Raw genomic sequence first — 17584 nt, 5'->3', positions numbered from 1 at the left:
TTCAGTAGAAAGACAAAGCCCCGCATGAGCGGGGCTTAGTCGAAGAGGTCGGCGGAGGTCGGGTAAGGCTCCGGAAGCACCTGCTTGAGAATGATCCAGATACGACGGTCGCTGAGCTGATAAGTTCGGGCCAGCTCGGCGACCACCGTGTTGGCGCTCACGCCCTCGCGCACGGCCTGTTCGAACTGGCGGTGAATCTCCAGGTCGCGCAGGCGGCGAAGGGCTGCGTCACAGCGCGGGATGTAGACCGACGTCCCGCCTACGCGACTGGTCAGCAGCTGCGCCGCCTCGTCGCCGATGACGTCGGCCAGCGCCGCGACCCTGATTTGCCCACTGCGGTTGCCACCCTTGGCGAACTCCCAGGTCGTACCGCCCAGCTCAGCCACCAGGCGCAGGGCGGCGGGCATGCCCACCACCTCGGCAATCTCCAGCACCTGGGCCGGCAGCTGGTCGCGCACCTGCTCCAGGTTCATACCTTCCGCCCGTGGCGCTTGGCGTCGTAGGCCAGCGCAGCGACCAGGCGCCCCAGCTGGCCAGCATCCAGCCACTCGACGCGCTCGACCTGGAACATCCGCAGCGCCATGGCGTCGGCGTAGCTCCAGGGGCGCTCGGCCTCGGCCAGGAAGGCCTCGATCTTGCTGACCAAGGCCTGGCGATCCGGGGCGACCTGGGGCGCCGCGCGGCCGACCGTCTTCCGGGCAGGCTCCCAGCCCAGGCGCTCCAGCTCGGCCAGCACCAGGCCGACCTGGCGCGGGGTCAGCTTGGTCGACGACGTCACGCCGGCCACCCGGCCCAGCATGGCGCGGTAGGTGTCGTCATCCATGCCCAGCTGGCGCCGGGCAATCTGGATCAACTGTCGGCCCTTGCTGCTCATACCGGCCTCCGTTTTCCGCGTGCGGCCAGGCGCTTCTGCATGGACGGCATTTCGTAGTAGCAGGCCTTGCAGTAGGTATAGAGCTTGCCGTTGCTGCCCTTGAAGAAGAACTCCGCGTCGAACGGCCAGTATTCGTCGCACTTGCTGCAGAGTTGTTCCACGCCATCCAGGGTGGTCTGGAAGCGAGGCTTGTCGATTTCCTCGTTGGCCGCCACGGGGGCGCGGGCGACGTTGATGGCTTCGGGGATCATGCTGGGTTCCTCGGGTCCATGGCGCTGCGGAAGGCTTCCGGGTCACGTCGTGCCAGGCCTGCCAGGTAGCGGATGCCAAGGGTGATGGCTTCCTCCACTTCCTCGAACTCGCCGACCTGCTGCATGGTGTCCAGGTCAGCGCGGGTGCCGGCGAACATGGTCATCTTGAATTTCTCCGCGCCCACCGCCTCACGGTGCGCGGCGCGGCGGTCGCGCAGGCTCTGCTGGCGCTTGGTGTCCTGCTTGCGGACTTTTTCGGTGCGGGGTTTCGGCATGGCTTCCCCCTCACTCGACGCGCTGAATGCTGGTGCAAGTGGCAAGTAGCTGCTTCTTCAGGCTGTTGAAGCTCTTCCAGGTCGGCTGGAACATGACCCAGCGCTTTTCCTCCAGCCTCTTCGCTTCACGCTTCCCGAAGATTTTGCGGTGCTGCTCCACCTCTTTCGCGCTGTACACGCGCCGCGACTCCTTGCGCAGGAAGCGACGGGCCTCTTCAAACTTCGGCTTGTCACCGTCCGCCTGCATCCATGCCCCCTTGAAGTAGCCGTCGACGTAGACAGCGGTAAACCAGCTCTTGGACTTGTTGTCCGTTTGTTGTTGAAACGCTACTTCGAACTGGTCGCACTTCAGTTTCATGCACCCGTAAGGGCGTGCCATCTGCGCTTCAAGCGCATCCCAATCGGCTTGTTCCATTTCTTCCTCGGCTGCTCGTCAGTACCCAGCCACCACGCTGGGCAGACCGTCCCCGGCCAGGCCGGGGCGGTTTCGCTAGTGGTAGGTGTTGCTGAACTGCTTGCGGTGGGCTGGGATGCTGGCCAGCTTCAGCTCGAACATGGCCAGGTCGTGGAGCCGCTCGCCGATACGCTGCGCAAGGCTCTGCCGGATCAGGTCGCGTGGGCTGATTGCCCGGTCGTTGCGGATGTCCAGCGAAACGCCGCTGGCGGTGTCTTCGAGTATGAACGTCACTTTGGCCATGCTCAGACCCCCAGCGCCCGGACACCGGGCACGTCTTGAGTGGACAGGTGCCGGATGTAGCTGGCGATAGCGCCGAGATTGGCGCGAGGCTCGGCGCCCTGGCGGATTCCCGGTACACGCCAGGCGAACCCGGCGACGGGGTCGGCGGTGAGGTCGATCACGCGCCGCAGCTCGGCCGAGTCGCCCTCGGCCAGGGCGAAGTAGCCGTCTCCAGGGTGCCGGTCGTGCAGCTCGATGAGGCCGTCCATGCGGCAGGCTGCGAAAGTCTTCGCCATCGTCATGCCCCCTTAAACTCAAGGTCGAGGTCGACCTCGACGTCGGCGCGGACGAGCCTGATGCCGCAGTTGCCGAAGGGGGCGCCCTCTACAATTCCGCCCCAACCCTCCAGGTCATGGAGTTGCTTCGTCCAGAGAGCGGCCTGGAACGGAGAACTCGATACCGCTCCACCATCTTCCAGCATCAGATAGATGAGGCTGCGGGCGGCGGACCTGACGACTGCACGGACAACATCCCCATCAGCATCAAGGAGGCGGTCCTCGCTGCCGGTCCAGAAGTCGTTGATGTCAGTTGCAAGCTGCTTGGTCAGTATTTCGCGGTCGACTTCCAGGGTGATTTCCCAGTCCTTCCAGGTATCGCTCAGGGTGAATTGCTCAAGCTTCGCCATGCTCAGGCTCCTGCAATGTCGAGGGGGATTGCTTCGAACTGGTTGCTATCGCCGACCCGTTCATAGAGGCGGATGTAGTCCTTGGAGCCGATCACCTGGCAGGCCTCGCCAATGGCTTTCATCGCGCGCTTCCAGCGCTCGTCGGCGATTTCCAGGCGGCGCAGGGCCAGGACTCGGGCGGTGCGAATCTCGCCCTTGGTGTCGGTGCGGAAGGCGTCGTTAACCAGCGTGACGACCTCCGGGCGGGCGCCCTCGGTCCACTCCAGCAGGCACTCGTCAATGAGCGCCCGCGCAGCCTGCAGACGCTCGTCAAACTGGACGGATTCCTGCACGGCCTTCTTCAGCATGTAGCGGCCGTCGAAGGACACCAGCGAGACGTTGCCCTTCTTGCCGCCGAGCTTCACGCCGTACTCTTCGACGGACAGGTCCACGAATGCGGCGACGTCGCCGAAGGCGGTCGCCTTGAAGTCGGCCAAAGCCTTGTTGAGGGTCTTCGCCTTGTCGACCAGCTCCAGCACCAGCTTGTCGCGGGCCTGGTCGATTGGCTTGATCAGGGTTTCATGCACCAGGCGGCCCTGGGCGTCTTGCCGGTAGCCGGCGGGGATGGCGTTTGCGGTCATGGGGTTGCTCCTGTTGGTCAAAAGAAAGAGAGGTCGCGGGGGCTGGCGAAGTCGCGGTAGCTGATGGGCTCCAGCCATGCGATTTCGACGCCCTGGAAAATGCCGCTCCAGCGTGTGCTGCCGGCCGTGCCGTGGCGTTGCAGGCCCGCCAGCAGGCGCATCTGCTGGAGGCGGTGGCCGTCATCCGGGCTGACGACAAGGCGGTTCTCGGTCGGCTCGATCCGGCACATGCGGATGCCCAGGCGCTGCAGGTCGCGGGCGGCGCTGTTGAAGGTCCGCAGACGCTCAGCGAACTGCGGGGTCAGGACTTTCAGGACAGCGTTAGTGCTTGGTTGCATGGCTCGCCTCCATCGCGCGGGCGCAGTTGGGGTTAAGGGGGCAGTGCTGGCATGCCTTCCACAGCTGCATGGCCTGCGGGTTGTGGGTCGGGGCTCTCATTTCGCGGAATGCTTGGCACTCGACGACGGTGATGCGGTCGCCTTTGGCCGGGCAGTCGAGGGCGCCCAGTGCTTCAACAACGCGGCGCTCGACGGCGGCAGTGCTGGGCGACGGGTAGCGGTTGGAGAGGACCAGGCTGACTGCGCTGCGACTCATGCCGATGCGCTCGCCCGCGCGGGTGCGGTTGCTCTGCTCGACTTCGGCGGCCAGCAGGCAGACCCATTGCGGGGGCTGCTCGCCCCAGGCGGACAGGTCGACGCGGGTCATGCGCCCACCCCCGTGGCTTCACCGAGCGCTTTGCGAATTAGCTCGATCCAGCCATCGCCGTACAGCACCAGGGGCCGAGCGGTCTTCAGCTCTTCCAGCAGCTTCCGCAACCGTTGATTTTCGATGCGCAGGCCAGTCACTTCCGGGCCTTCCCCGTCGCCCTTGCTCCACACAACCTGGTCGAGATTCGGGTCATAGACCTGCTCGAAGGTGGTGCGCTGGTAGACGGGATGCTGCGGGCCAGTGTCGCGCCTCGGTAGCAAGGTGTAGAGCGCGGGCTTGCCTGGCGTACCGCCGGAGCGCGTCACATACCCGGCCAGGGCCAGCCCCTGCAGATAGATGCGAGCAGCCTGCTCGCTCATGGTCACGCCATTGACGCTCGCATGGTCCGCCGCATCGGCTGCGCTCAGCTCGCCCACGATCCGCAGCGCCCGCCAGATGTTCTCGACGCCGGACGGCGGCACGCGCTTGCCGTGTTTGTTGACGCGCGGCGCCTCGGCGCCTTCGTCCTTCTCCAGCTTCCAGCGATAGTCGCGCTTGCCCAGCACTTCCAGACGCTGGACGACACCGGCCTTCTCCAGGTCGCGCAGGTAGCTATGCGCGGCCTCGTCGTCCTGGCCTGACAGCCGGGCGACGTTGTATGAGGTCAGCCCCTTCGGATCGCGGGACAGCGAGCGGATCGCTTCCCACATGTGCTGGCGAGGCGACTTGCCGCCCAGCATGGCAAGGTGGATGGGCTTGCGAGCCATGCTCAAGCCCTCCGCGCCGGGGCTTCGCCGGTGAACCAGCCGCGATTCCCCCAGGTGGCCAGGTCCACAGCATGCGCCCCCATGGCTTGAGCCTCGGTATGGACGCGGTACAGGTTCACAGCCACGCGGCGCAGGCAGCCCTTGGTCTGGCGGCGCAGGTCTTCCAGCAACTCGTCGGCGATTTCCAGGGTGGGATAGTTGGCCTCGGCCAGGTCGCGCAGGTCGTCCAGCGTGGCGGGCTGGGCCGGCACCCACTCCAGCACCCTGTTGTGCAGGCGCTCCAGGCGGGCCAGGCTCTGCGGCACTCGCTCTTCTCCTATCAGCACAATCGTTCCCTGGCTGGCGTTGTAGATGTCGGTGATGATGTTCGCGGCGGCCTTGTCCAGCAGGTACTGGGCGTCATCGACAAGCAGCGGGCGCCCCGACAGGGACAGCTGCTCGGCCACCTGGTCGACCATTTCGCTCAGGGTGCGGCCGGGGACCAGGCCCATTTCGCGCAGCACAGCTTGGAGGAAGGCTTTCTTGGTCCAGGTGTCGCGGCACTCCACGTAATAGGCGCGGTGCTTGTTGGCGGCGAAGGCGGCGGCCACGCTCTTGCCGAAGCCGCTCGGGCCGTACTTCACCACCAGCCCCGGCAGGCCGACAGGGCGGCGCATGGCGCGGTCGATGGCGTTGGCCAGCAGGCCGACATTGGTCAGGGGAACGATCTTATTCGCGTTCATCGTTGTTGCTCCTTTGGTCAAGCGCGGGCCTGTCCGGCCTCTGCGAAGTCGTACATGGACTGGGTCGATTGGAATTCAGGGGTCTTGCGGTAGTCGCTGTGCCAGCGGGTGGCGTCGGCTTCCAGCTGTTCGCCAGCGGTGATGCGGCGGTCGAAGCGCTTCCACAGGCGATAGCGCGCCATGGAGTCGCCCGGAACCTCGAAGCTGGCGGCCTGCTCCGGGGCGGCGAGGCTGGCGGCGTAGCGGCGAGCGTCTTCCAGCTGCTCGACCGAGAGGTCTGCGGTTTGCGCGACCTTTGGCACAACGTGCAGCTCGACGTCCTGGCCGGTCAGGGTCTTGGCCTTTTTCACCAGGCGAGAAAGCTGGCCGCGCTCGCGTTTCTCTGCGGCCTTCTCCAGCAGCGACTGCGGCATAGCCGGGGCGGCGTTGCCGTTCACCGTGGCTTCGCCGATCAGCTCGCCATCGAGGGTGTGAACCCACACGCGCCCGGCATCGCGGAAGTCGTATGCGACGCGGACTTCCTGCCCGTGGAACGCTTCCAGCTCGGCCAGGAAGTAGGCCGCACCGCTGAAGCGCACCTCGGCACGGTGGGTCGTGCGCACCACCTGCGGCCGAGTCAGGCTGGCCACGATGTCGGCGGATGCCTGCAGCGGCTCAAAGCCCTCTGCGACCGCCGACTTCCAGGATTCCATGGGGCTTTGGTGGCGCATCCTGCCGGTGGCCAGGTCGCGCACCTTCGGCAGCCCCCGGTGGGGGTGGTGGTTGTAGGCGTCCAGGGCGTCCTGCAGATCGGCGAAGAACGTCTCAAAGGTCGGAACCTGCGTCGGCTGGACGCCCTGGGCCAGCTGCTGTCGGGACAGGCGATGCACGCGGGTAGCGGCTTCCTTGTCCATGTCGACGCCGATGTAGCTGTCGTAGGTCTTGGACAGCCGGACCAGGATCGTCTTGTGCGGCCGCTCGATGACGCCGCGTGCCTGGGAGTTGTAGGGCAGCGAGTGGGTGATGGAGCCGCCCAGGCGGTCGACCACTTCATACACATCGGCGTTGTCGAAGCCGCTGCCGTTGTCGACGTAGAAGACCTTGAACATCCCGACGCGGGTGACGCCGTCGCGCAGGGTGTCCACGGTGGCAATGGTCGACTCGGCCAGGTTGACGGAGAAGCCGACGATACGGCGGGTGCCCCAGTCGATGACCATCGTGATTTCCGGCCTGAAGAACTGGCCGGTCAGCGGGTTGATCACCTCGGCGTCGAAGGTGTGGCCGTCCGCCACCCACACGTCATTGGGCCAGAGGGTGTCTGTCAGGCGGCGCTTGTAGGCCTTGATCGACTTGATTTCGCGGGAGCCCATGCGGCCCTGCTCGCGGGCTTCCGGGCTCAGCTTGTCCAGGAAACGACGTACAGCATGGATGCTCGGGCAGCCGGGATACTCGGCGGCGAACTCCGAGTAAGCCGCTTCGACGCTGGGCTTCTGCGGGCGCTGGTAGTGCTTGAGGAACATGGGCGCCCAGCTCGGCAGGCTCATGTTGGGCTTACGCCGAACAGGGGCTAGGGCGACCTCGCCGTGCTTGCGATAGTCCGCTAGCCAGCGCTTCAGGGTTCGTTCGCTCAAGGTGCGATCAGAGGTCTTGCGGTCGTTGGCGCGCTCCACCTGGCCAGCCAGGTAGGGGCTAAGTTGGCCGTCGCGGGCCAGACCAACTAGCGTCAGAATGGCGCGTTGCTGGCTGACCACCAGGCTCATGCGCTCGACTTCGCGAATGATGGATACGCGCGCGGTCATGATTTCGCGTTGATCATCATTCAAGCGTGACGTTGAAACGCCGTCACGCTTAGGCGTAATCAGCGCATGCGGCGCGGTGGGCTGCTGGACCTGCTTGGGCTCTTCCTGCTGCACCATGCGCGCTAGCAGGGCGGACTGGGTTGCAGCCGGGAGGACGGCGAAGGAGTATTCCAGCGCCTTGGAACCCAGGCGGCGCTGGCCTTCCCAGCCTTCCCGCTTAGCGCGAATCTGAATCGCCCGCTCTGTTCCTGGCATGCCAGGAAGCCCTGCCAGCTCTTGGGCCGCGAACCACTTATGCATGGGGCACCTCGCCCGTCGCATGCGCGGCGATCAGCGCTTCGCCAAGCTGCAGTGCGGCGCTTTCGAGCCACTCGCTGGCGTCTTTCCAGGCGCCAGTGGAAGTGCAGTCAGCCCCCTCCTTGTTCTCGGCCTGGACGCACTTATAGAACTCGGTCGCGTTGCGCAGATTGTCGAGCAGGCTGGCAGGCAGATCGCGGGCGCTCATACGTCACCCCCCAAGTGGCGGCGAAGCGCGCGCGCCTTGCGGCCGGCTTCTTCACGGATGCGCTCTTGCCGGCCAAGCTCGGTCAGCAGCGCGTCGCGGCCGTAGTTCACTTGGCCGCCGCGAATCTCAACGAGCAGGTCGGTCAGGCAGTGGCTGCCACAGACCTCTTCCAGCAGGGCTGCTCGGTAGAACGGCAGGTTGTGGTCGACGCGGGCCGGGCTTGACCAGGCGTCGAGCATTGCCTTGCTGACGTCATCGCCAGAGAGGCGCGACATTTGCGCAGCGATGTCGTTGCGCGGGTGGCCCGCGTGCTTCGCGCGGTCCAACATGTCACTGATGATTTCACTGACCTGGACCCGGAAGTCGCAGGCATTGACTAGAACAGGCTGGGGAACAGCGAAGATGTCTAGGGTTCGGTCGTCTTTTCCGTGACGCATGTTCAGTCCCTCGTGCCGGTTTTACGGTGCGAAACAGGAACGTAACGGCTATCCTTGGCGGCGCTGCGCGGAAAGGTTTCCGCCCGGTTCGGGCGCTGGCGCAAAGGGGTGCCGTCGTGATTCCAGCGCTCGGGCCAAAGCTCTATGGGCTGCACGCCCAACCGCTTGGCGATCTCGCGCTCGATGTGCGGGTACGGCCTGGTCTTCACTGCGCGGATTGCCCGGTCGGTGATTTCCAGCTGGCGCGCCAACTCTGCAGGCGAGCACTTGTGAATTCGGAGCTGGTACTTGATCCACTCCCAGCGCATGGCCGGATCGAGCGGCATATCGGCGATGTTCATCAGCACAACCATCTTGGCGGGTGGTTTTTTTGGGCCGTTTAACGACCTGTTGCGGATAAACATAGCCGGATTGTTCTTTCTGGTAAAGCGAAAACCGGCATTTCGCTTTGCGTGAAGCAGCTAAATCTAGCCAGAACTGGCTATGTGTTTGATCTTTAAGGGCTTTCTTAGAATGCGAAATTTCGTTTTCCTGGCCACCTCCCTTTCGTTTCCCGTATGAGAGAAAGCGAAATGAATGACGAGCTTGCTGCGCGGATGCGGAAGTGCGCCGAGATAGCCGGAAGCGGCGACGAGCTGGCGCGCATAACGGCTATCCCAAGACGAACCCTGGAGTACTACTTGACCGGGGAGAGAGAGCCCAAAGTCGGGCGGTGCGTGGAAATTGCAAAGGCTGTTGGCGTAGATATCGGCTGGCTGGCTTCCGGCGAAGGCGAGCCACTTCCCAAGCCCCTACAGAACCAGGCGCTGGATGGTGAGGTTTACGCGTTTATTCCGCTCTACGACGCCCGTTGCAGCTCTGGGCATGGAGCCTGGAACGAGCGCGCAAAGGTGCTGACGGAGCTGGCATTTACTCGCTACTCGCTACGCAAGAAGGGGCTTAGCCCAGATCGCCTGGCATGTCTGCGCAACGACGGGGACTCGATGAAGGGGCTCATTGAGGACGAAGACACCGTGATGATCGATCAGAGCCGCAACTCTCTTGAGGGCGAAGGTGTCTACGTGATCCTCTTGGATGACCATCTATACGCGAAACGCCTTCAGCGGCAGTTTGACGGCTCGGTCCTAATCATCAGCCACAACAAGGACTATCAGCCGATGACTGTCCCCAAGGAGCGCCTGGCAGAGCTTCAGATTGTTGGCCGCGCTGTATGGGCCGGGGGCTGGCTGATTTAGTCTCTCGCAGTTCCGTTTCCTCTTTTCGGCGCCCACGGTGCTAGCCATGCTAGGGCCCAGTAGTTTCAATGGGGCTGGCGGAATCGGAACCGCAATAGCAGTGGCGGCGCCCAGTTCTGTTGCATCGCCTAGAAAGGGAACTGCGGGCGCCGTTGGGGCCAAATAGCTCCAGGCGGCGCAGGGTCGCTGCTGTTATCTCGGGCAGTGCCAATTACCCTCGCGAAATTTGCCGCTTGCTTCGTTTTCGAGCTTTGGCACTGGCACCCGCTTCAGCTTCCCGAATGTCCCGTCGTCCGGGGCTCTCCGGGCTCTTCCGGTTTCTTCCGGCGTCCTCCGGCCCTGTGCCAATACTCCCACTAGCTCACAAACTCCCTTCCCAGCCCCGACTGCTTGTAGCCGCCGAACGGCAGGTTGGGGTCCACCGGCACGTGGTTGTTGACCCACACCGTGCCCGCCTCGATGCGCGGGATCAGGTCCATCACCCGGCCCAGGTCGTTGCTCCAGATGCTCGCCGCCAGGCCGTAGGGGTTGTCGTTGATCTGCGCCACCGCGCTGTCGAGGTCGTCGTAGCTCAGCACCGAGAGCACCGGGCCGAAGATTTCCTCGCGGGCGCAGGCCATGCCGGCGTCCACCCCGGCCAGCACGGTCGGTTCGATGTAGTAGCCGGGCAGGTCGGGGCGGTTGCCGCCGCAGACGACCTGCGCGCCCTGTTCGCGGGCCAGCGCCAGGTGGCGCAGCACGCTGTCCTGCTGGCGCCGCGAGACCAGCGGGTTGACCTGGGCCTGCGGGTCGAGGCCGGGGCCGAGGGTCATGGCGCCGGCCAGCGCGCCCAGGCGCTCGACGAACTCGGCGTGGCGGCTGGCGTGGACGAACAGCCGCGAGGCCGCCGCGCAGACCTGGCCCTGGTTCAGCAGGCCGCCGCCGATGGCGCCGGCCACGGCCTTGTCGAGGTCGGCGTCGGGCAGCACCAGCATGGGGTTCTTGCCGCCCAGTTCGAGGGTGAAGCGGGTCATGTTCTGCAGCGCCGCGCCACCCACCAGCTTGCCCACGGCGGTGGAGCCGGTGAACGACACCTTGTTCAGCAGCGGGTGCGCCACCAGCGCCGCGCCGGCCTCGGCGCCGCCCAGAAGGACGTTGAACACCCCGGCGGGGATGCCCGCCTCGATGGCCAGTTCGGCCACCCGCAGGGCGGTCAGCGGTGTCTCGTCGGCCGGCTTGATGACGATGGTGCAGCCGCAGGCCAGCGCCGGCATGACCTTCCACAGGGCGATCATCAGCGGGAAGTTCCACGGCACTATGCCGGCCACCACGCCCACCGGTTCGCGCCGGGTGTAGGCGGAAAAGCGCGCGCCGGCCGGCATCGGGATCGACACGTCGAGGGTCTGGCCCTCGATCTTGGTGGCCCAGCCGGCCATGTAGCGCATATAGCCGAGGGAAGCGCCGACCTCGATGGCGCGGGCGATGTGGATCGACTTGCCCTGTTCCAGGCTTTCCAGCTGCGCGAGTTCCTCGGCGTGGCTTTCCACGCGCTCGGCGAAGCGCAACAGCAGGCGCTCGCGCTCGCTCGGCGGCAGGCCGCTCCAGACGCCGGCGCGGAAGGCGCGGTGGGCCGAGCGCACGCAGGCGTCGACCTGCTCCGGGTCGGCCAGGCGCACCTCGGCCAGCGGACTGTCGTCGGCCGGGTTGCGCAGGGTGCGGCGGGCCTCGCCGCCCGGCGCGCGCTGCTCGCCGTCGATGAAGGAGGCGTGGCTGCGCGCGAGGTAGGCCTGCACCTGCGGCAGGATCGGGATCAGCGGGCTGGACATGGGCAACTCCTGGGCTGCGATGGGCGATGCCCCAGGCTAGTGGCGGCCGGCGCCGGCGGCTTGTCCGAGGCTGCCAGGCGCGCATGACCCGGGCTGCCGGCCTGGCAGGCGCAGGCAAGTCCGCCGGCAAGCCTGGGCAAGACGCCAGCAGGCCCCGGGCGCACAGTGGCGGCCAGGCTCCACCGCGCCAGAGGTGTCGCGGCGCCCCAGCGGAGGGACGGGTGGAGCGCGGCCGCCACGGCCCTTAATGCCTAAGCCACAACAATCCAGAACATCTGCTTAGAGGCCCACCACGATGTCCATCCAGCAGCAGCTCGACGCGCACCTCAAGCGCGGCACTGTCGGTTTTCCCACCGCCCTGGCCAGCACCATCGGCCTGATCATGGCCAGCCCGGTCATCCTCACCGCCACCATGGGCTTCGGCATCGGCGGCAGCGCCTTCGCCGCGGCCATGGTGATCGCCGTGCTGATGATGCTGGCGCAGTCCACCACCTTCGCCGAGGCGGCCTCGATGCTGCCCACCAGCGGTTCGGTGTACGACTACATCTCCTGCGGCATGGGGCGCTTCTTCGCCATCACCGGGACCATCGCCGCCTACCTGATCGTCCACGTCTTCGCCGGCACCGCCGAGACCATCCTCGCCGGGGTCATGGCGCTGGTGAACTTCGAGCACCTCAACACCCTGGCCGAATCCGCCGGCGGCTCCTGGTTGCTGGGCGTGGGCTTCGTGGTGGTGTTCGGCATCCTCAACGTGTTCGGCGTCAACGCCTTCGGCAAGGCCGAGGTGGTGCTGACCTTCGGCATGTGGACGACCCTGATGGTGTTCGGCGTGCTCGGCCTGCTGGCCGCGCCGGCGGTGCAGCTGGACGGCTGGTTCGGCGCCTCGCTGGTGGGCACCGACCTGCAGACCATCCTCTCGCTGGTGGGCATGGCGATGTTCATGTTCGTCGGCTGCGAGTTCGTCACGCCGCTGGCGCCGGACCTGCGCAACTCGGCGAAGGTGATGCCACGCGCCATGGCCCTGGGCCTGTTCGGCGTGGCCTCGTGCATGTTCATCTACGGTGCGGCGATGAAGCGCCAGGTGGAGAACGTGCTGCTCGACCCGGCCGCCGGCCTGCACCTGCTGGACACGCCGATGGCCATCCCGAAGTTCGCCGAGCAGGTGATGGGCCAGGTCGGCCCGCTGTGGCTGGGCGTGGGCTTCCTGTTCGCCGGCGCCGCCACCATCAACACGCTGATGGCCGGGGTGCCGCGCATCCTCTACGGGATGGCGGTGGACGGCGCGCTGCCCAAGTGCTTCGCCTACCTGCACCCGCGCTTCAAGACCCCGGTGCTGTGCATCCTCGCCGCGGTGCTGATCCCCTGCCTGCACGCCCTGTGGCTGCGCGGCAACACCGACCACATCATGAACCTGGTGCTGGCCGCGGTCTGCGCCTGGAGCACCGCCTACCTGCTGGTGACCATCTCGGTGGTGCTGCTGCGCCTGCGCCGCCCGGACCTGCCGCGCGCCTATCGCTCGCCGTGGTTCCCGCTGCCGCAGATCGTCTCCAGCGTCGGCATCCTCATCGGCATGTGGTATATCACCCCGCCGGGGATGAACCCCGCCGACATCTACGGCCCGTTCGCCGTGATGCTCGGCCTGACCGCCGTCTACGCGCTGGTCTGGACGCTGCTGGTGCAGAAGGTCAATCCGTTCCGCCCGGTGCCGGTGGAAGAGGTGCTGGAGAAGGAATTCCGCAACGAACCGGGCATCCACTCCGACGAGTTCTACGGCCATGCTTCCAAGGCTGTCTGACTGGCTGCGCCGGCCGCCCTCGGGCTACCGCCCGGGGGTGACCCTGGAGCACGCCCGGCGCAACCTCGGCGGCCTGCTGTTCGAGGCCGTCGAGCCCGGCACCGGGCGCTTCAGCACGGTGGACGGCGGGCTGGTGTTCGAGCTGCGCGAACGCCCCGAGGCGCAGTTCCTCATGCACCTGGTGCTGACCGAGTTCAGCGTCGAGGGCCCGGCCCCGGACGCCGCCGAGGCGCGCTTCGAACTGCGCCACTGCGGCGCATTGCGCCGGCGCGGCGTGGAGTGCCGGCAGCGAGCCGGCGACGCCGAACTGGGTGCGCGCCTCGCCGCGCGGCTGGCGGCCGACGAGCACCTGCAACGCGCGCTGCTGCCGCTGGACTTCCGCCGCCTGGAGCTGCAGCGCGGCGCCGGGCGCTGGCGCATCCGCCTGGAGCACATGGCCGCCAGCGAGGTGGTCAACCGCATGCCCAGCTTCCGCCGCTACCTGCGCCTGAGCCGCGAACAGCGCGACCATCTGCTGCGTGCGCTGTTCCACCTGCGCCGGGTGCTCGGCGACCTCTGAGCGCGGCGTGCCGCGCTTATTTCATTCATAGGTTAGATATTTCCGCTGGCACGCAGGCTGCATAGGAATTTGCTGTCAGAAACTCGTTGCGAGAAAATTGATAACATGTTAACTGTTTCGCGACAACAACAAGACCACCCCACGGAGGTGCGTATGCAAGCCCATCACGCGGCCCAGGCCGGGCTGGAAGGCTGGAGCGCGGCGCTGCGCTCGATCTGCGGTCAGTTCGAGACCCAGCTGGCCTTCAGCCGCTCGCTGTTCATCGGCGACATCCACGCGCAGGCGCACTCCGGCCTCACCATGGCGCACCTGCGCACCAACGCCGGGCTGATCGCGCGCAAACGCCTCAACGCCGACCGCGACGACGACCGCCACTGCTTCCTCATCAGCCAGCGCAGCGGCTATTCGCAGATCAGCCAGAACGGCGAGAACATCCAGCTTTCGCCGGGCGAGCTGCTGCTGATGGATTCGGTGGGCAGCTGCGAGATCACCCCCTTCGGCCTCATCGAGCACGCCTCCCTGCACCTGCCGCGCGCGGCGGTGGACAAGGTGCTGCCCGGGCGCGGCAAGTTCGGCAAGGTGTCTTCCACCTGCGCCAGTGGGCGCATGCTGCACCTGCTGGTCGACCAGTTGTGCCGCGAGCCGGATTCCACCCCGGCCGGCGCCGAAAGCCAGGCCCTGGAGAACGCCTTCATCAGCCTGCTCGGCCCGGCGCTGCGCAGCGGTGACAGCGAGCCGGCCGGCAACGAGGCGCTGCAAGGTGGCAACCTGCGAAGCTACGTGCAGAAGGTCATCGACGACTCCCTCACCCAGCCCAACCTCAGCCCGCTGGGCCTGGCGCAGCGCCTGAACATCTCGGTGCGCCACCTGTACCGACTGTTCGAGGAGCAGAACGACAGCGTCTGCCGCTACATCCAGCGCGCGCGCCTGCAGCGCAGCGCCGACGACCTGGCCAACCCCTTCCTGCGCGGCGAGTCGATCACCACCATCGCCTACAAGTGGGGCTTCACCGACTCGGCGCACTTCAGCCGCGCCTTCAAGAAGCACTTCGAGCGCTCGCCGAAGGACTACCGCGCCAGCGCGCTACAGGGCTGAGGCGCGCTCAGAGCAGCTGGTCGATGAGCACGGCGTTGCTGTAGATCAGGCTGCCGTCGCTGGCGCGGTGGCCGACCAGGTGGAAGTGGCCGCGCTCGTCGCGGTCCAGGTAGACGCGCAACTGGCAGTCGGCCAGCGGGCCGTAGCCTTCGGGCAAGCTCAACTCCAGGGTGCCCATGTCGACGTCCACCCAGCGCTCGCGCCCGTGGCTGCGCTGCAGCTCTTCCTCGGCGTCTTCCAGGTGCCGGCGGTCGGTGCCGCTGAGATAGAAGTGGATGTCCTCGATGGGCGTGGATTTCGCGTCGGGGCTGGTCTTGCACCAGCCTTCGATGGTCAGGGTGCTCATGGCGTGACCTCCAGGGTGAAACGGCGGACACGGGTTTGCCCGGCCTGTGGCTGTGACCACGGGCCGGGGAGGGGATTCGATTTTCCTGCGCCGGCGGTCGCTCAGGCGCGTTCCGGCTTCACCTCGGGCAGGGTCGCCGCGCCATCCACCACCAGGGTCTGGCCGCTGACGTAGGCGGCCGCGTCGGAGGCGAGGAAGAGCATGGCGTTGGCGATGTCCTGCGGCAGGCCGAGGCGGCCGAGGGGAATGCCGGCGGCGATGCGCGCCTCCAGTTCGGCGTCGCCGAGGTTGGCCATGGCCGGGGTGCGGATCATCCCCGGTTCCACGCCGTTCACCCGCACCCGCTGCGGCGCCAGTTCCACCGCCGCGTTGCGGATGAAACCGTTGACCCCGGCCTTGGACGCCGCGTAGTGGCTGAGCCCCGGATAGGCCACGCGGTTGCCTGTGACCGAGGAGGTGGCCAGCACGCAACCGCCGCCGCACGCGGCGAACAGCGGCAGCGCCGCCTGGGTCAGCCAGAACAGCGCGCCGAGGTTGACCGCCAGGGTGCGTTGCAGCAGCTCGGGGGTGATGGCGTCGAGCTCGGTCAGCGGGAAGTAGGCGGCGTTGTGCACCAGTACGTCCAGGCCGTCGAGCCCGGCCAGGGCGGCGGCGATGGCCGGGGGATCGGCCAGGTCCAGCGCGCGGGTACGCACAGCGCAGCCGCGCTGGCGCAGCTCGTCGGCCAGCGCGTCGAGCGGCTCGGCCTGGCGGTCCAGCAACAGCAGCTCGGCGCCGGCCGTGGCGAAGCTTTCGGCGATGGCGCGGCCGATGCCCTGGGCGGCGCCGGTGACCAGCACGCGCTTGCCGGAAAAATCGAAACGGATCATGGCGCGTGCTCCAGGCGTTCGAAGGCCAGGGTCGGCAGGTCCACCACGCTGGCGCCGCCGTCGGCCAACAGGCAGGCGCCGGTGATGATCGCGGCCGCGTCGCTGGCGAGGAACTGGCAGAGGCCGGCGATTTCCTCCGCCGTGGCCGGGCGGCGCAGCGGCACCTCGGCGGTGACCCGTGCGTAGGCGGCGTCCAGGCTTTCGCCGTAGTGCGCCATCAGCGGCTGCATCTCGGCGTCGGCCATGGGCGTGCGCACCCAGCCCGGGCACAGCGCGTTGACCCGCACGCCGCGCGGGCCGTAGTCGCGCGCCAGGGAGCGCATCAGGCCGATGAGCGCGTGCTTGGCGGTGGTGTAGCCGCACACGCCGGGCCCGGCCACCAGGGAGGCGATGGAGCCGACCAGGACGATGTTGCCGCGCCGTTGCAGCAGGCTCGGCAGGCAGGCGCGGGCGCTGGCGAAGGCGCTGTCGAGGTTGCCGCGCAGGGCCTCGCGCCAGGCCTGGTCGCTGGTCTCGGCGGCGGCGCCGAGGCCGTGGCCGCCGGCGCAAGCGATGAGCGCGTCGATGCCGCCATGGGCGTCCTCGATGCTCGCCAGCAGGCCCTTCCAGGCCTCGCCGTCGGCGGCGTCGCCGGCCAGGGCCAGGCCGCCGCATTGCGCGGCGACCGCCTCCAGCGCCGCGCGGCGGCGGCCGATCAGCACGACCTGATCGCCGGCCTCGGCGAAGCGCCGCGCGCAGGCGGCGCCTATGCCGGTGCCGGCGCCGGTGATGACGACGACCCGGCCGCTCATGCATGCACCGTGCGGTTGAGTTCGTCGCAGTAGGAGCTGACCGGGAAGTTCGACAGTTCCTCGAAGCCGCTGCCGGCGTAGCCGAAGATCTTGCCGTCGCTGCGGTGCTGCTGCAGGTCGATCATCACCAGGCCGAGGGTGGGGATGATCTTCTCGCGCCAGACGAACAGGTACAGCTGCTCGGCGACCTTGTAGTAGTGGCAGCGGTCGGTGTCGCACAGCCGCGCCTCGACGCCGCTCAGGCACTGCCAGGTATAGAAATCCTCGTTCAGGTAGATGTGCTCGTAGACCTCGCTGGGGCTGTAGCGGTAGCGGTTGCGCAGGCCGACCAGCTCGCGGGTCGGCGCGTGCGGGCAGGCGCCGTCGCGCCAGGGGCGGTCGAGGCTGCCATGCAGGAACTCGACCTGCACGCCGGTCAGCGGCTTGCCGGCCAGGGCGCGGGCGTAGAGGCCTTCGCCGGTGTCGGCGGCGTCGGGCAGGCGCCCGAGCACGGCGGTGAACGACTGGCTGTGGCGGTCCAGTACCAGGCTGACCGACCAGGCCTGGCCGCCCTCGTGTTTGATGAAGTCGACCAGCACGATGCCCGGGCGCACCGAGGTGGCGCGGTACGCTGCTTCACCTTCGGAGTGGCCGTCGGCGGCGCGCCAGCGGGTGGTTTCGGCGTCGAAGCTGTGCTCGACGCGCCAGCCGTTGGCGAAGTGCAGTTCCAGGCGCTGCCCGGCGAGGTCGGCCAGGCGCGGCAGGATGAAGGCCTCGGGGGCGAAACCCTCGGCGAGGGCGCCGACGGTGATCCAGTCGGAGGAAGAGAGGGT

Annotated in this window: 26 protein-coding genes and 1 other RNA gene; 4 read left to right on the top strand and 23 right to left on the bottom strand. The window is 67.1% G+C overall.

Annotated elements, in window-relative coordinates; translation table 11 throughout:
* Positions 1–35: 35 nt before the first annotated feature.
* From P3W75_RS02000 to P3W75_RS01915, 18 genes are all read right to left on the bottom strand, one after another.
* Positions 36–473, bottom strand: a complete 438-nt coding sequence (locus tag P3W75_RS02000; RefSeq protein ID WP_276225694.1) for a Mor transcription activator family protein — start codon at positions 471–473, stop codon at positions 36–38.
* Complete coding sequence (locus tag P3W75_RS01995; protein ID WP_276225693.1) at positions 470–874, bottom strand: gp16 family protein; 405 nt, start codon at positions 872–874, stop codon at positions 470–472. Before P3W75_RS01995 ends, P3W75_RS02000 begins: the two co-directional genes overlap by 4 nt.
* Complete coding sequence (locus tag P3W75_RS01990) at positions 871–1125, bottom strand: hypothetical protein (RefSeq protein WP_276225692.1); 255 nt, start codon at positions 1123–1125, stop codon at positions 871–873. Before P3W75_RS01990 ends, P3W75_RS01995 begins: the two co-directional genes overlap by 4 nt.
* The gene (locus tag P3W75_RS01985; RefSeq protein ID WP_276225691.1) at positions 1122–1400 is read right to left on the bottom strand and encodes a hypothetical protein; all 279 of its coding nucleotides are present in this window, start codon (positions 1398–1400) and stop codon (positions 1122–1124) included. Before P3W75_RS01985 ends, P3W75_RS01990 begins: the two co-directional genes overlap by 4 nt.
* A gap of 10 nt (positions 1401–1410) precedes the next feature.
* Complete coding sequence (locus tag P3W75_RS01980; RefSeq protein WP_276225690.1) at positions 1411–1815, bottom strand: hypothetical protein; 405 nt, start codon at positions 1813–1815, stop codon at positions 1411–1413.
* 5 nt (positions 1816–1820) lie between these two features.
* Positions 1821–1893, bottom strand: an RNA gene (locus P3W75_RS01975) — hammerhead ribozyme type II.
* A complete protein-coding gene (locus tag P3W75_RS01970; RefSeq protein ID WP_276225689.1) occupies positions 1891–2097 on the bottom strand; it encodes a hypothetical protein in 207 nt (68 codons plus the stop codon). Before P3W75_RS01970 ends, P3W75_RS01975 begins: the two co-directional genes overlap by 3 nt.
* Before the next feature lie 2 nt (positions 2098–2099).
* Positions 2100–2372: a hypothetical protein gene (locus P3W75_RS01965; RefSeq protein ID WP_276225688.1), complete on the bottom strand. Its 273-nt coding sequence runs from the start codon at positions 2370–2372 to the stop codon at positions 2100–2102.
* 2 nt (positions 2373–2374) lie between these two features.
* Positions 2375–2761 (bottom strand): DUF2528 family protein, encoded by a 387-nt coding sequence (locus P3W75_RS01960; protein ID WP_276225687.1) that lies wholly within the window; start codon positions 2759–2761, stop codon positions 2375–2377.
* Positions 2762–2763: 2 nt separating this feature from the next.
* Entirely contained in the window at positions 2764–3381 is a 618-nt protein-coding gene (locus P3W75_RS01955; protein ID WP_276225686.1) for a DUF3164 family protein, read from the bottom strand.
* A 17-nt stretch (positions 3382–3398) separates the two neighbouring features.
* Entirely contained in the window at positions 3399–3719 is a 321-nt protein-coding gene (locus tag P3W75_RS01950; RefSeq protein WP_276225685.1) for a hypothetical protein, read from the bottom strand.
* On the bottom strand, positions 3703–4086 hold the full coding sequence (locus P3W75_RS01945) for a hypothetical protein (RefSeq protein WP_276225684.1): 384 nt from the start codon (positions 4084–4086) through the stop codon (positions 3703–3705). The genes P3W75_RS01950 and P3W75_RS01945 overlap by 17 nt, the downstream gene beginning before the upstream one ends.
* Positions 4083–4835 carry a hypothetical protein gene (locus P3W75_RS01940; RefSeq protein ID WP_276225683.1) on the bottom strand — a complete coding sequence of 251 codons (753 nt, stop codon included), beginning with the start codon at positions 4833–4835 and terminating at the stop codon, positions 4083–4085. Before P3W75_RS01940 ends, P3W75_RS01945 begins: the two co-directional genes overlap by 4 nt.
* Positions 4836–4837: 2 nt before the next feature.
* Positions 4838–5557: an AAA family ATPase gene (locus P3W75_RS01935; protein WP_276225682.1), complete on the bottom strand. Its 720-nt coding sequence runs from the start codon at positions 5555–5557 to the stop codon at positions 4838–4840.
* Positions 5558–5574: 17 nt separating this feature from the next.
* Positions 5575–7635 carry a Mu transposase C-terminal domain-containing protein gene (locus tag P3W75_RS01930; RefSeq protein ID WP_276225681.1) on the bottom strand — a complete coding sequence of 687 codons (2061 nt, stop codon included), beginning with the start codon at positions 7633–7635 and terminating at the stop codon, positions 5575–5577.
* Positions 7628–7840, bottom strand: a complete 213-nt coding sequence (locus P3W75_RS01925; RefSeq protein WP_276225680.1) for a hypothetical protein — start codon at positions 7838–7840, stop codon at positions 7628–7630. Before P3W75_RS01925 ends, P3W75_RS01930 begins: the two co-directional genes overlap by 8 nt.
* The gene (locus P3W75_RS01920) at positions 7837–8277 is read right to left on the bottom strand and encodes a hypothetical protein (RefSeq protein ID WP_276225679.1); all 441 of its coding nucleotides are present in this window, start codon (positions 8275–8277) and stop codon (positions 7837–7839) included. The genes P3W75_RS01925 and P3W75_RS01920 overlap by 4 nt, the downstream gene beginning before the upstream one ends.
* A 2-nt stretch (positions 8278–8279) precedes the next feature.
* On the bottom strand, positions 8280–8618 hold the full coding sequence (locus P3W75_RS01915) for a helix-turn-helix domain-containing protein (RefSeq protein WP_276225678.1): 339 nt from the start codon (positions 8616–8618) through the stop codon (positions 8280–8282).
* 231 nt (positions 8619–8849) lie between these two features.
* Here P3W75_RS01915 and P3W75_RS01910 point away from each other — a divergent pair, with 231 nt between their 5' ends.
* Positions 8850–9512, top strand: a complete 663-nt coding sequence (locus tag P3W75_RS01910; protein ID WP_276225677.1) for an XRE family transcriptional regulator — start codon at positions 8850–8852, stop codon at positions 9510–9512.
* A gap of 356 nt (positions 9513–9868) precedes the next feature.
* Here P3W75_RS01910 and P3W75_RS01905 read toward each other — a convergent pair whose 3' ends face one another.
* Entirely contained in the window at positions 9869–11317 is a 1449-nt protein-coding gene (locus tag P3W75_RS01905) for an aldehyde dehydrogenase family protein (RefSeq protein ID WP_276225676.1), read from the bottom strand.
* A 295-nt stretch (positions 11318–11612) separates the two neighbouring features.
* Between P3W75_RS01905 and P3W75_RS01900 the strand changes: the two genes are divergently transcribed.
* From P3W75_RS01900 to feaR, 3 genes are all read left to right on the top strand, one after another.
* Complete coding sequence (locus P3W75_RS01900) at positions 11613–13112, top strand: APC family permease (RefSeq protein ID WP_276225675.1); 1500 nt, start codon at positions 11613–11615, stop codon at positions 13110–13112.
* Positions 13093–13671 (top strand): DUF3156 family protein, encoded by a 579-nt coding sequence (locus P3W75_RS01895; RefSeq protein WP_276225674.1) that lies wholly within the window; start codon positions 13093–13095, stop codon positions 13669–13671. Before P3W75_RS01900 ends, P3W75_RS01895 begins: the two co-directional genes overlap by 20 nt.
* Before the next feature lie 153 nt (positions 13672–13824).
* Positions 13825–14766 (top strand): transcriptional regulator FeaR, encoded by a 942-nt coding sequence (gene feaR, locus P3W75_RS01890; protein WP_276225673.1) that lies wholly within the window; start codon positions 13825–13827, stop codon positions 14764–14766.
* A gap of 7 nt (positions 14767–14773) precedes the next feature.
* Here the strand turns inward: feaR and P3W75_RS01885 are convergent, their stop codons facing one another.
* From P3W75_RS01885 to P3W75_RS01870, 4 genes are all read right to left on the bottom strand, one after another.
* Positions 14774–15112, bottom strand: coding sequence for a hypothetical protein (locus P3W75_RS01885; RefSeq protein ID WP_276225672.1), 339 nt, complete (start codon positions 15110–15112; stop codon positions 14774–14776).
* Positions 15113–15213: 101 nt separating this feature from the next.
* Positions 15214–15981, bottom strand: a complete 768-nt coding sequence (locus P3W75_RS01880; protein ID WP_276225671.1) for an SDR family oxidoreductase — start codon at positions 15979–15981, stop codon at positions 15214–15216.
* The gene (locus P3W75_RS01875; protein WP_276225670.1) at positions 15978–16772 is read right to left on the bottom strand and encodes an SDR family NAD(P)-dependent oxidoreductase; all 795 of its coding nucleotides are present in this window, start codon (positions 16770–16772) and stop codon (positions 15978–15980) included. The genes P3W75_RS01880 and P3W75_RS01875 overlap by 4 nt, the downstream gene beginning before the upstream one ends.
* Positions 16769–17584: molybdenum cofactor biosynthesis F family protein (locus P3W75_RS01870; RefSeq protein WP_276225669.1), on the bottom strand; the 816-nt coding region annotated here is incomplete at its 5' end. The genes P3W75_RS01875 and P3W75_RS01870, both read right to left, overlap by 4 nt.

The sequence above is a fragment of the Pseudomonas citronellolis genome (assembly GCF_029335315.1).
Classification (GTDB): Bacteria; Pseudomonadota; Gammaproteobacteria; order Pseudomonadales; family Pseudomonadaceae; genus Pseudomonas; species Pseudomonas citronellolis_A.
This window is presented reverse-complemented; position numbering and strand designations above follow the sequence as displayed.